This window comes from Agromyces sp. Y782 (assembly GCF_059445405.1).
This window is the reverse complement of record NZ_JCAIUG010000001.1, coordinates 2,301,312-2,314,971: the sequence shown is the minus strand read 5'-3', so window position 1 is coordinate 2,314,971 and position 13,660 is coordinate 2,301,312. Positions and strand designations below refer to the sequence as shown.

7 protein-coding genes are annotated in these 13,660 nt (G+C 66.3%); 1 reads left to right on the top strand and 6 read right to left on the bottom strand.

Annotation, left to right across the window (positions count from 1 at the left end; genetic code table 11):
- Positions 1–27: 27 nt before the first annotated feature.
- The 6 genes from AC1C2S_RS10665 to AC1C2S_RS10640 all read right to left on the bottom strand — a co-directional run bounded on the left by AC1C2S_RS10665 (position 28) and on the right by AC1C2S_RS10640 (position 12,153).
- Positions 28–3,039 carry an MGH1-like glycoside hydrolase domain-containing protein gene (locus AC1C2S_RS10665; protein ID WP_495352495.1) on the bottom strand — a complete coding sequence of 1,004 codons (3,012 nt, stop codon included), beginning with the start codon at positions 3,037–3,039 and terminating at the stop codon, positions 28–30.
- A gap of 344 nt (positions 3,040–3,383) precedes the next feature.
- Positions 3,384–4,721, bottom strand: a complete 1,338-nt coding sequence (locus tag AC1C2S_RS10660) for a GH1 family beta-glucosidase (protein ID WP_495353238.1) — start codon at positions 4,719–4,721, stop codon at positions 3,384–3,386.
- A 72-nt stretch (positions 4,722–4,793) separates the two neighbouring features.
- Positions 4,794–5,756, bottom strand: coding sequence for an acetylxylan esterase (locus AC1C2S_RS10655; RefSeq protein ID WP_495352494.1), 963 nt, complete (start codon positions 5,754–5,756; stop codon positions 4,794–4,796).
- Positions 5,757–5,834: 78 nt separating this feature from the next.
- The gene (locus AC1C2S_RS10650) at positions 5,835–8,615 is read right to left on the bottom strand and encodes a glycosyl hydrolase (protein WP_495352493.1); all 2,781 of its coding nucleotides are present in this window, start codon (positions 8,613–8,615) and stop codon (positions 5,835–5,837) included.
- Between the two features lie 23 nt (positions 8,616–8,638).
- A complete protein-coding gene (locus AC1C2S_RS10645; RefSeq protein ID WP_495352492.1) occupies positions 8,639–9,565 on the bottom strand; it encodes an alpha/beta hydrolase in 927 nt (308 codons plus the stop codon).
- Between the two features lie 47 nt (positions 9,566–9,612).
- The gene (locus AC1C2S_RS10640) at positions 9,613–12,153 is read right to left on the bottom strand and encodes an alpha-L-rhamnosidase-related protein (RefSeq protein ID WP_495352491.1); all 2,541 of its coding nucleotides are present in this window, start codon (positions 12,151–12,153) and stop codon (positions 9,613–9,615) included.
- Between the two features lie 482 nt (positions 12,154–12,635).
- On the opposite strand from AC1C2S_RS10640, the gene AC1C2S_RS10635 reads away from it, so the two are divergent.
- Positions 12,636–13,640 (top strand): LacI family DNA-binding transcriptional regulator, encoded by a 1,005-nt coding sequence (locus tag AC1C2S_RS10635; RefSeq protein WP_495352490.1) that lies wholly within the window; start codon positions 12,636–12,638, stop codon positions 13,638–13,640.
- Positions 13,641–13,660 lie beyond the last annotated feature (20 nt).

Here is a 13,660-nt window from a genome sequence, read left to right as displayed (position 1 = left end):
CTGAGGCACTCAGTCGCTGCGAGCGCCTCAGTGTGCGAGCTGCGCTGCCTTCAACCGCACCGGCTTGCCGGGCTTGTACGGCCGGGTCACGGTGCCGCCGCCACCCTCCACCGTGATCCGGTCTCGAGTCACCCGCACCTCGTACCGCTTTCCGTGCCAGGAGAGGTTGCGCACGCCGGCATGGCTCAGCGTCGACGGCAGGTTCGGCGTGATGACGAGGGCATCGGGCTCCGCTTCGACGCCGATGAAGGCGTACATGAAGCTCGCCGGCACGAGTCCGCTCTCGGGGAACGGGATGTCCGTTCCGACCGAGGTGCTGCCCGTGCCGCTGTCGACGGTGCTCTCGCCACGGAAGAGCGGTGTGCCGCCCGAGATGTGATCCGGTTCGCTCCACCGATCGAGTATCGCGGTCAACCGCGCCCATGCGTCGTCGGCCGAGCGGTATCGGGCTCGAGCCATCACGTCGAAGCCCGAGGTGTAGAGGATCGCACCGCCGTCTTGCACCTGGTGTCCCCACGGGATGTTGAGGTTGTTCAGGAAGAACCAGTAGTTGTTGCGTCGAGTGGTGGCCCTCGGCGCGAAGACCCATTTCGAGTAGATGTCGGCGGGCCCCTCGAAGTGCTCGCCGAGTGCCGCCACGAACCGCGACCTGGCATTCGCGGCGGGAAGCCCGTCGGAGTAGGCGAGCGCACCGGGCACCGTCGTCATCGATGACCACCACGCGAGCGAGCCGGTGACGTTCGAGACCTCCAGGTAGTACACGCCCGGTGCCTGCTTCGGCACGTCGATGTGGGCGACGCCACCGTCGCCCCAGTCGCTGAACTGCCGGTCGGCGACCACGACCGGCGACGTGCCGTCGGGCACGCCCTGATACAGGGTCATCGTGAACGAAGCGCCGCGCACGCCGTACGTCGGGAACCGCGCGGCGACGCTCGTGAACGCTGCATTGGCCGTGAAGCTCTGGCCCATGGTGCGCCCGGCCTCGATCTTCGGCGCCAGGCCGCCGCCCTCGATGAGTACGACCGAGTTCTGCAGCTCGGTGTGACCGTGGTCGAGCCACTCGAAGATCCGCGCGGCCTGCTCTGCCGAGGGCAGTCCGAACGATGCGGCTTCGAGGTTGACGTAGGTTGCACCGTAGTCGTGCACGACGCCGTCGACGTCGATGGTTTGGACGTAGCGGCCGTCGGTGTCGTTCCAGAACAGCTCGTTGTAGCGTTGCGCGACGGTCGGCCGCAGCGCTCTCAGCTGCTTCGCCCGCTTCTTCTCCTTGACGAAGTCCTCGAGCTGGGCCATCGCCTCGAGTGCACCGTAGAAGTACGCGTTGACGTACGCGTCGAGGTGTCCGTGCGAAGCGATGTCCCAGTAATTGGATGGAACGGCTCCGTCTCGCCCGCTGTGGTCGGGCGAGTCGATCGTCACGACTCCGCTGCTGCCGCCCAAGGAGTCGAGGTAGAAGTCCATCGCCTTCCTCGCGCGGGGCAGCATGGTGTTGAGGAACGCGGAATCACCGGTCCATGAGAAGTACCGCCACGTGGCGAGCACGTACATCGCGTTCGAGGTGAAGTGCCTGCTGTCGTAGAGCTTCGGATCAGGGAAGGGCCAGCCCTGCGAATCCGGCCAGGACCAGACGTACCCGTCGTCGTCGAGCTTCGTGTTCAGCAGGCTCGCGAACTGTTCGTCGGCGCCGACCGTGCCCGTCCAGTCGAGGATGCGTCCCTCCCAATCCGCCCAGTCGGCCGCGTGCCCGCTGAACCGGAAGCTCAGCGCACGCTCCCAGTAGAACGTCGAGAGCTGGGTCGCACGCACCTCGTCGGATGCCGTGAAGACGGGGAAGACGTCGGGCAACGCGTCGGTGTGGGCTTGCACCTCGATGGCGATCGACCGCGAGATCGTGGGCACCGCGTCGGTGCCGCCTGTGTTCAACGAGAGCTTCATCGAGTCGGCCGACATGGTGCCGTCGAGGATCGGCTGGGGTGCCGTGATGCGGAGGTCGTACGGACCTGTTCCGGTCGCTCCGACCCATTTGGTTCCGAGCACGGGATTGGTCCACGCCGCGCGGCGCTTCAGCTGCTGCGACGGGAGGTAATAGCCGTCGTCACCGATGAAGCGGCTGAAGACAACCCCGTCGGCCGCGTCGATCGAGTAGCCGTCCTTGACCCACGAGGTGTTCATCGTGAGCCCCGGATCGGCGCGCGGGTCACCCTGCCATGCCAGCTCGTACGACAGCTGGAGGGTCGGGCCGCTGAGGTCGAACTGCCATGACGCGAGGCCATCGACGTTGAAGCCGACGACGTCGATCGTCATCGTCCTCCCGCCCAGTTGCGTGCGATCGGCGTACGATGCGCCGCCGACGTCGACATTGACCGCGCCGCTCTGCGCCCACCAGCCGGGCGTGCCCGCGGCATCCGATGCCTCGAGGTAGTAGACGCCGGCCGGCTGGGCCGGCACGTCGACGTAGGCCCAGCCGTTGTCTTGCACGGGACTCACGTCAGTGCTGCCGATCTCGGTCAGGCCGGTCGCGGGGGTGCCGGAGTAGAGCGTCAACTTCATCGATGAGTTCTGGTTGCTCCACGTCGGGAACTGACCGCCCACGCGGAAGAAGCGATGCGCCGTCGCGGTGAACGTTTGGCCGAGCGTCCGTCCGGGGCTGAGCGGAACCGGCGCATTGAGCTGAGCCTGCCGAAGGTCGGCCGCCGACGGAATCTGGATGCCGGTCACGTTCAGGGTGGTCTCGGTGCTCGTCCACACGACGCCGTCGTTGAAGCCCGCATCGTAGAAGTCGGACTCTCCGATGAACAGCGAGCTGAACGCGGTGGGTTCGTAGCGGCCGCCACCCGTCGGATCGCACGCCAGCCGGGTCAGCTTGCCGTACGCGCCGCCGATGCTGACGAAGCCGTTCTCGAGTCGATAGGTCGCGGCCTCCGCCGCCGCCGCGGTCTGGGCTTGAGCAGTGCGCCCCACCAGTGTGCTCGCGGCGGCGACGAGGCCGGCCCCTTTGAGGAATGAACGTCGACTCGCCGTGAAACGGTTACTGCTCATGCCCATCGGATAGCTCCATTGCTCGATATCGGTGAAGAAATTGCATGCGTGCGGCGCACCGCTGAGTCGGCCGGGTGCGACGAGACCGGCCCCGGACCGAAAGGTGCGTTCCAGAACTGAAACGTTTCATGCATCGTATTGAAGAAACGCAGGGCTGTCAACCGTTTCCGACACGGATGCGCCGACGGGCAGGCCGTGCGGCCGACAGAGCCCAGAGCTGTTCGGTGTTGAAAAGTTTCATATCCGACCCGGGCGAGTGGTCGGCTCACGGCTCGGCCGACTCAGAGGATGGAGCTCACCGGTCGTGGAATGAGATTCAGCCCACCCACGTGCTTGGCGCTGGCCTATACCGACGCCCGGTGATCCGCGATCGTCTTCGCATACCACGCGGCCGACTTCTTCGGTGTTCTGACCTGCGTCTCCGGGTCTACGCGTACGAGCCCGTACTTGAAGTCGAACGCGGCCGCCCATTCATAGTTGTCGAGCAGACTCCACAGGTAGTAACCCCGCACATCCGCCCCCTCCGCGATCGCGACCGAGATCCAGTGAAGGAATCCCTCAACGTAGGTGATGCGCTCTTCATCGTCGAGGGGGTCTGCCGTCGTTGCGGCCGAGGCGTCTGGAACACCGTTCTCAGTGATGAAGATCGGGCCCTCCCAGCCATAGTCGTCACGCACCATCTCGATCGCCTCGTAGACCGCGCGCGGGTAGAACTCCGATCCGCTCTCCAGGAAGTTTCCTCCCGGCTGAGGGTGGCTCTCCGCCCAGGCACCGGGTTGCTGCCGCGTCGAATCCACCACGACGCGCGAGTACACGTTGAGCCCCAGATAGTCGATGGGCGATTCGATGAGCTGTTGGTCGCCCGGCTCCACGTGGGGGAAGGTGCCGGCGCTCTCGAGACGCTCCATCAGCCGGTCGCTGTAGCCGCCACCCCGCAGTGTGTCGAGAAAGAACCGGAAGCCATCGTCTTCGCCCTCGTCGGCAAGTGCCCGGTCTTCGGCAGACTCGGTCAACGGCTGCCGCTTCCAGATGTCGAGGACGATTCCGATCTCGCTGTCGACGCTGCCGGCTGCTCGGAACGCCTGCACACTCGTGCCGTGCGCGAGCATCGCGTTGTGCATCGCCTGTCTGCCCAGCTTCTCGTCACGCAGTCCGGGCGCGAACGCACCGAGGGCGTATCCGACCCAGAGCGCAATGGGTTCGTTGAGAGTCGCCCACCTGTGCACGCGGTCTCCGAAGAGATCGAAGGAGGTGGCGGAGTACTCGCCGAACCAGTCCGCGACCTCGCGATTGGGCCATCCGCCCCGGTCTTCGAGCACCTGGGGCAGGTCCCAGTGATAGAGGGTCACATTCGGTTGGATGCCCGCGGTGAGCAGGTCGTCGATGAGTCGGTTGTAGAAGTCGGCGCCCTTCTGGTTCACAGCGCCGACGCCGTCTGGCATGAGCCGCGACCAGCTGAGTGAGAGCCGGTACGTGTCGATTCCCAGGTCTTTCATCAACGCGATGTCTTCGGGATAACGGTGGTAGTGATCGCACGCGACGTTTCCTGGGAGGTCCCCGCGCACCTTCCCAGGAGTCTGGCTGAAGGTGTCCCAGATGGACGGGCTCTTGCCGTCTTCATTCCAGGCGCCTTCGATCTGGAAAGCGCTGGTCGCTACGCCGAATTCGAAAAAGGGTGGCAGTTGCAGAGTGATGATGGATCCCGTTCCCTTGTCGTGGTTGCATACGATGCGCCCTTGGGCGCCAGGTGTCCGCTACCGGACCATGGAGTTGATGTGCCGCAGCGCTGACAGCTGATCCTCGATGCCGCCGCCCTCGTGCCCGTTGTACGGCCACACCATGATCTGCTTGGGTCCGGCATAGTTCGCGTAGGCGGCGAAGACCGTCGAGGGCGGGCAGATCGGGTCCATCAGTGCGGCGCTCAGCATCGCGGACGCGGTGGCTCGCTTCGCGAAGTTGACGCCGTCGAAGTACGAGAGCGTCTCGAAGGTCCGATCCACGGATCCTCGGTGGACGGCGAGGTAGCGACCGATCTCGCGATAGGGATCGTTGTCGGTCATCGTGGCCGCGCGAGGGAAATCGCAGAGGAACGGAACGTAGGCCGCGACCGCGGCGAGATCGGGGACGAGCCCGGCGACCGCGAGTGCGATGCCACCGCCCTGGCTGCCGCCGACGACCGAGACTCGTGTCTCGTCGACGATCGGGAGTGAGCGGGCGGCCTCGACAGCGCGTACGGCATCCGTGAACACCCGCCGGTAGTAGTAGGTCTCACGGCTCTCGATGCCGCGGGTCATGAACCCGGGGCCTTGCGGCCCCGAGCCCACGTCGTCCGGAGTGTCGCCGACGCTGCCGGCCGACCCCTGTCCACGGATGTCCATCTGAAGATGGGCGAATCCGGCGGATGCCCAGAACAGGGTCTCCGCCGCTCCGCCACGTCCACCGCCGTAGCCGACGAACTGCACGACGGCCGGCAGTGGGCCGGCCGCACCCGCCGGCACGCGAAGCCAGGCGCGCACCCGCTGCCCGCCGTACCCGGAGAACGAGACATCCCAGACATCGATCGTCGTCAGCCCGGTGTCGACGGGCGTGAGCGAGACATCGAGATCGAATTCACGGCTGATCCCGAGCGTCGTCGCCCAGAACTCGTCGAAGTCCGTCGGGTCGACTTGCGTGCTTCGATACGTTCGAAGCTCAGCCTCCGGTCGGTCGGTGAACATGGCATTCCTTTCGTACGCGAGACGCGCAACTCCACCGAAGAACGGACGTTCGACGGGTCACTCCTCGGATGGCTCTCGTCACGTCGCGTCCGATGCTCGCGCGACCCGGATGGCCACCGGACCGATCAGCCCCTGCGGTTGGGAGGAATCAGGGCCGATCAGTTCGGTGATCTCGCTGGCGATCACGGCGTTGCGAAGCGCGGTTCGAACCTCGATCTCGATCAGGTCCCCGTTCTCGAGAGCATCGCCGAGATCGATGATCGTGTCATCGACGTAGGCGGTACCGAATACCCGGTCGCCGATCCGCACCACGGCAGATCCAGCAAGCCTGCCGAGGTCGATGACAGCGGGCAGGCCGGCGAGCTCTTCCGGGACGACCACCCGCGCGGTGTAGCGTCCGGTTCCTGAGACGAGACCCAGCGCATCCACCTCTCGCCAGTCCCCGGGGCCGACACCGTCGAGCGTGATGGCACGAGGACCGGCAGGTTCTTCGCTGTCCACCTCGAGCAGCCAGTGGTCGATGGCGAGCTCGACCGTCTCGGCGGAGAGCTCATCGTCGATGGGCTCAGGTACTGCGGACAGGTCGAGTTCGAACACCCGCACCCCCAGGGCCGGGATCCGCGTTGGGACGGTGGTGCGGTCTCCCTCTACCCGGTGCTCCGCAGCAAGAGCGCGTCCGCTGGTCAGGTCGAGTTCACGCACCCGTCCGGCGCCCTCGAGCGAGAGCGTCACGGGAGCCGACGCACCGAGGGTGTTGTACACGAGCACGTAACGGCATGATCCGGCCTCGCGCCACTGGGAGAGCAGCGCCGGCGCATCCACGACCGCTCGTGGCAGGAGTCCGAGACGGATGAACGCATCAGACGCCTCCGACATCCTGCTCAGCCGCACCGTCGAGGGCTGGAGAAGCGTACGGGCCATCGCGGCCCGCACGCGCTCGTCGCCAGTACTGCCGCCGGCGAAGCCCGAATCAGCAGACGGTGGCTCACCGACGATCAGGATGCGTGTCCCGCGTTCCGCGGCCGCGGCGATCGCCTCTGCCGCTTCGGGTGGAAGGGCTCGCTCGTCGATGATGAGGCCTCGATACGCCGGACCAGCGGGAAACAAGGTCCCATCATCGCCGACGGTGGCCGCTTCGGCGAGCCCGATGGGGTCGACGAACTGCACGGTGAAGCCCGCGTTCTCGAGGGCCTCCGTGTCGGCGAGGCGCGCGGGAACGGTCGCGTCCACGCTCACGTCCCGCACACCGCGTGCGGCGATCGTCAGGAAGCCGTCGCGATAGACCGCGACGTCCGTGCGCGCAACCCCGGTCTCGAGCACGACGGTGCCTCGCGCCCAGTAGTCGGTGAGAGGCAGCCAGTTGGCCCATTCGGGAAAATGCGTGTCGTTCCAGCAGTCCCCGACGATGTGCTGCTCGAACCGGGTCTGCGTCGGCCACGCGGCCCCTGGCTTCTGCGTCGCCACGCCGTGCAGGAAGGGCTTGGTGATCCCGGCCGCCCATTCCTTCGCGAGCATCCGTCGCAGATCGCCGAGGGTGAACGCGTATGCCGCCCGAAACTGTGCGCCGAGTTCCGTGCTGATGCGCACGGCACCCCCTTGGTGGGCTCCGCCGACGACGGATCGCTGCCAGTCGAGAGCGAAGCGCCAGGTCGCGCTGGACCGATCGACGGGTGCCCGGTCTCCTGAGTTCAGGGATTCGCCCTCGGCCCGCCCGCCAGCCCGCACGAAGTCGCGATTGCTGCGAATCGCTTCGAGGCTCTGCCCGTAGGCCACCTGTGCTTTGTGCCGCATTCCGTGGCCCATCGACCACTCCTGCACCGGGAGCAGATGTTCGGAAATGTAGAGGTCGGTGAGCAGGCGGTAGTAGTCGCGACGCACCCGAGCGCCGGCACCGGTCTCGAGCTCGAAATCGGGGACCGGCTCCTCGTTCGGCACCCAGAAGCGGCACATCCCGTGCGCGAAGAGCAGCGGGAGGTAGGGAGTGACGTCATAGCCGTGGCGTTCGGTGAAGCGTTCGATCATCTCGGCTCTCCAGAACACCGAATCGGCATTGAGCTCCAGCGAATCCTCGAAGAGTTCGGTGCCGACGGCGCCGAGCGCTGCGACGTTGTCCGCGCCGATCTGATGCTCGTCGAGGTACTCCGTGGCCGCCTGTACAGAGCGTCGATCGAGAAAACTCGTCACACCCTGCTCGCAGTCGCGCATCCAGAGGGCGAACACCATCCAGTCGCCGTCGCGCGCTTCCCAGTCGATCGTGGAACCGACGAGCTGCGATGTCAGGTCGATCAGCGACTCCGAGTCCAACACGGTCGACGCGAGGGGAGGGTGGATCACACGACGAGGTGGCGCCCAGGGATCACCGAGCGGAGCGACAGCCGGCGGGTCATTCCAGTGCACGACCCGAGCGGCAGTGACCCGCACGAGCGTCGACGCGCGTTCGGCATCGACATCATCGAACGGAGCCGGAAGGCGCACCGGTCCCGACAGCCCTGCGGGCAGCCGCACCGATCCGTACTGCAGTTCCTGGGTGCTGAACCCCGTGCCCTTCGTCGTGTTCGGCGTCTTGAGCGGCCATGAGGCCCCCAACGTCATCGCCACGCCCACACCGAGTCGCTCCGCCTCGTTCAGAATCGCTCCGAGCGCATCACGCTGCTTCTCCACGCCCCAGAACTCCCGGTTGAAGGCGATCTCCACTTCACGGAACCCGGCATCTGCGATGGCGCCGAGCTGGCGAGTGAGCTCCTCGATCGGAACGGGGCTCTGCCACCACCACCGCACGCCGGGGCGGTCATCGGCCTCGGGGGCCGCGAATCGCTCCGGGTCGAGCGGTTCGGGTCGGATGCGCGGGCGATCCAGCATGATCGCTTCTGTTGGAGCGAGGTTCACTTCGAGAATCCGTCCAGCCAGTGGGCGATGCGGTCGATGCTCCGCTGCGCCTCGATGGTATGCGGACGATCGAGGTGACCATGCCTGCTCCCCGGCTCGGAGACCACGGTGATCGCGACGCCGGCATCCATGGCCTGCTTGGCGAACTCCTCCCCGGAATAGCGATGCTCATCGCGCTCCGAGTTGAGGATGAACAGGGGCGGCATGCCCGTGAGATCCGCGTGGCCGGCGTAGGCGTACGGGTCGTCGGCATCCGGCCAGGAACCCAGATAGTTCGTGGCTATCGCCGTGACCATGCTCTGCGGAAAGCGGTGGATCTCCGGCAGAGTCTCCGCCGCAGCGCGCGCGGCCTCCGATGGCTCGGGAACCATGGTGTGGAGCTGTGGATAGACCAGCACGAGCGAAGCCGGCAGCTGCCCCTCACCGTCGCGCAGCCGCACCCCGACTCCCGCGGCGAGATTCGCTCCCGCGCTGGCTCCCCCCAGGTGCATGGTCGCCGGGCTCAGGTCGAGCTCCTCCACGGCCCAGTTCCAGGCATCGAGCAGATCGAGCGATGGCACCGGAAAGTGCACCCCGAACAGTGCCTTGGTGTACTCGACGGACAGCACCGCAGAGCCATGCGCCGCCACAGCGAGGCCGACCCAGTTGCTCTCCGGCATGTCGAGGTTTCCGCCGATGAAGCTTCCGCCATGGGCCCAGACGAGGGCGCTTTTCGGGGTCCCTTCCGGCAGGTAGAGGCGGGCAGGGATATCGCCGTGGCGTGCAGGGATGCTGAGGTCGCGCACCGTCACGCTGCCGAGCTCTGGATAGCGCTCCACCAGTGACGCGGTGTCCACATCCGTCCTCGGATCAGGGGACGAGGTCCCGCTTTCCAGGCTGCGGATGGCCTCGGCGAACGTCGATGAAGCTTCGGCGGTATTCATAGCTCTCTCCTCATAGGGTGTCGCACGCCATTCAGCCAATTGGTCTGTCACCGGTGCGCACCGACGGCCACGAATGTGTATCGGCCGGCCTCGGTGAGCACCGCGTTCTCGCTGGCCGGCACGGGGAGATACTGCCGATCCGCATCCCGCACCATCCTGTCGCGGAACTCCTGCGGGAAGACGACGGTCGCGACGCAGCCGACGGGAATCTCGACGGAGAGTTTCGGAACGCTCGGATCGAAGGAGACCGTCACAGCTCCCATCGGGGTCACGGTCGTGCCCTGCACGTACGGAAGCCCGGCCGACACCGGCGTGATGGAAATCGCGGTGCTCCCCCGTCCGGAGAAGGTGACGCCGAGCAGACTCTCGTGCAGCCAGAGCAATGGAACGGCGCCCCAGCCGTGCGAGCCGGTCGCGTCGATCGGCTGGGCGGTGTTGGCCTCGCCACGGGCGAGCTCGCGGTCTTCCCGGGAGATCCAGTATTCGGGCAGGGGGCCGCCGTAAGGGCCCTGCAGCGAGAGAGGTACGGGATTGCGCGGATGCCCCGGAAGGTACGGCGCATATCGTTCGATCAGGTGCGCGAGGGCTCGCTGCTGGTAGCCGTGCGCGCTCAGCGCGCTGAGCACTCGGTACGCCGCGGTCGGATTGTTCCAGCGCGCGACGCCGCTCGGTGGCGAGCCCACCGGTTCGGGAAATACGAAGTCGATGAGATCTCGTGCGTCCTGGCCGTCGATCGAACCGTCCAGAAGGGGCGCGACCTGGCCAGCCTGCCCGTACCCGTGATGTCCGCCGGTGCTGGGGTCGTACACGTCCGCAACGATGGCAGCCACCTGGTCATGCGAGCGAAAGACATGGAGCCGTCTGAAGCCGTCGTCCAGGAGCTGGGCCGTGGCATTCCAGAGCTCTGCATGCGGTGCGTCGTGGAGCGCCTCGGCCATGAGTGCGCTCCACCGGAGCCGTTCGATGATCCACGGCGTGATGAGGCCGCTCGATGCTCCAGCATCGGGTCGCTCAGAGTTGCGAACGTCGCCGAGCACAGCCCCTGTTCGCCACAGGCCGTCGTCCGTCACATCCTCGAGGAGGCGGTTCCACAGTCGCCGGAGGGTCGACCAGTGCCGAGCGACGAATTCGAGATCGTTGTGCCAGACATAGTCGTCGTAGAGCATCGCCACCCACTGCACCGACCAGTCCCAGGCTGCCGGATAGGCGGGGAAATCACTGGGAAAGAAAGGATGAAGCTGGCCGTCGGCTCCCTGTCCTTCTGCGAGGGTCCTGATCGCCAAGCGCCTCAGGCTCGTGTCGCCGAACCAGCGCTCGGCAATCTGGGCGCGCGGGCGAGCATCCTCGATCCACTGGCCGTCCTCCCGGCCGGGGGTGTCGATGAAGGCGTCGGACATCGTCACTTCGGCGTGGATCTCGCACAGCTTCACGATCTGGTCGAGCCGTTCGTCGCCCGAGCGGAACGATCCACGTGGCTCGATCGCAAACTGCGACTTCACGAACCCGAGGCCGTGGATGACAACACTCCCTGTGATCGAGAAGGTGATGTGCACGGTCATCCATCGCGCGGTCCGCTCGTCGGGAAGCTCGTACCGTCTCCGCTCGGTCGCGGCGAGCACGCGGTCGGCGTACCCCCGCGCGACGATTGCATCGACATCGATCCAGCCGTCCTCGCTGACGAGCTCCCGGCCGTCGAAGGGCGAAAGCGCGAGCTCTCCGTACCCGACATCGACCTCAGCTTCGACGTCGGCAGACAATTCGAGGAAAGGATATCCGTGCACCGGGCGCGCGAAATCGACCGTGAGGTAACGCGTCTCGCCCGCCTGCCCGCTGACCGTCACGGCTTGACCATCGACCAACGGGCCGACGGCCCGCAGCATGGGGCGGTCGGGTACGAGGCGCGTACCGGCCAGCGCCGACGGCGACGATTCGCTCCCGGCAATCGGCCGTGTCGATGTTCCAGCGGCGAGAATCGAGAGCGGGAACTGGTCGCTCTCGCGCTGTGCCGGTGTCTCGACGATTCCTGGCCGGTGCGGCCATGGGCCGCCTTCTACTGCCGCGGCCGCCGCCCAGAGCCCGCCTCCGGTCGTCTCGATCGAGGAATCCTGTCGCAGATCACGGGTCAGCCGTGCGTTCCAGTGGATCGGAAAACGCACCCGTGGGGCGTCACCCGCGAGGCCGAGGAACTGGTTCTCATTGCTCTCGAATTCTTCAGCCGCGAGCCATTGCCATCGCTCGTCACTCACCACCCACGAGCTTTCAACGTAGAGCCCAGCGCGCACATTCTGAGTTCTCTGAAAAGTCGTGATTCCGCCCCAGTTGTGGTGGAGCACGGTCACGATGTTCGCGCCGGTGCGCAGGAGCGACCCGGCGTCGACCCACTCGGCGCGCACTTCAGGCTCATGGAACCGACTGACCTTGCGTCGAAGAGGTCGTCCGTTGAGCCACAGCTGGGCGGTGCTGTCCGCCGCGAAACGAAGCGAGGTATCCAGTGGGAGCTCGTCGAGCGTGACGACCGTACGAAACCAGGTGAACTCGTTCCTGGGCGACGACTCGCCCTCACTGCGCCAGATCCAGCGTGCCGTCATTCGCCGCATCCACTTCGGAACTGTTCGCCGAATGGCCGGCAGCGGGTGAAGCTCTGGAACGCTCGTCCAGCGGGCGCGGTGGTCACCGTGGTCACGGTGGTCACGGTGGTCACCGTCAGGGCGGCACTCATTCTTCTCTTCATGACGTCCTCGTCTTCGTGGAAGTACGAACCTGCGGCTGGGCTGCGTTGTCTGGCAGGTCCATTCGCGACATCCGTACGCACCCCTTCGCCACCTGAATCGTTTCAGATTAGGGCGTCCACTGAATATTCCACAAGCCGGACCACGCAATCCGTGCTGTCGGCAACGGAAGCACCGTCCGCCCGCGCGAGCAGGTGGACTGAAGGTCGGCGAGCGGCTCTCGTCGAGGCGCATCGGGCGCGATCTCTCCGGTTGAAAAGTTTCATTCTGGCCCGCGAAATTGCCGAGCCGGCCTGCGCCGACTCTTAGGATGGAGAGTCAACAGAGAGGTCGGAGGCGCGATGGGCCGAACAGTCGGCATCCGGGAGGTCGCTGAAGCGGCTCGTGTGTCCGTCGGCACCGTCTCCAACGTGCTCAACAAGCCCGATCAGGTCTCCGCGACCACCCTCGCTCGAGTGCAGGCGGTGATCGATGATCTCGGCTTCGTGCGCAACGATCTGGCGCGCCAGCTCAAGATGGGTGCCGGCACGACGCTCGGCATGATCGTGCTCAACGTGGCGAACCCCTTCTTCGCCGACCTGGCACATGCGTCCGAAGCGGCCGCCGAGCAGGCCGGGCAGACCGTCGTGCTCGGCTCGAGTGATCAGCTCGCGGCCAGGGAAGACCGCTATCTCGACCTCTTCGAGGAGCAGCGGGTGCGCGGCATGCTCGTCGCGCCGCTCGACGGCATCACGCAGCGAATGCGGCAGCTCCGCGCCCGCGGCATGCCGCTCATCCTCTTCGACATCCACGAAGACCGCGACTTCTGCTCGGTCACGCTCGATGGCCGAGCGGGTGGCGAACTCGTCGCACGCCACCTCATCGAGTCCGGTCGACGTCACATCGCCTTCCTCGGCGGTCCACTGCACCAGGTGGAAGACCGCTGGCTCGGCGCGCAACGAGTCTGCGCCGAGCACCAGGGTGTGCGCCTCACGCACGTCGACACCCACGACCAGACCATCGCCGACGGTCGCGCCGCCGGCGCCGTCATCGAGGCGATGCCCGCGAGCGAGCGCCCCGACGCGGTGTTCGCGGCGAACGACCTGCTCGCGCTCGGGGTACTGCAGGCACTCGTGATGTCCGAACAGCTCCGCGTGCCGCGCGACATCGCCGTCGTGGGGTACGACGACATCGACTACGCCGAGTCCGCGGTCGTTCCCCTCAGCACGGTGCGCCAGGCCACCGATCTCCTCGCGGAGCACGCTGTGCGTCTCGCGCTCGACGAAGCAGACAACCCCGAGCATCGCCACGAGCAGCTGAAGCTCTCGCCCGAGCTCATCGTGCGAGAGAGCTCCGCGCCACGCTGAGCGGTGCTTGACAGCCCCGG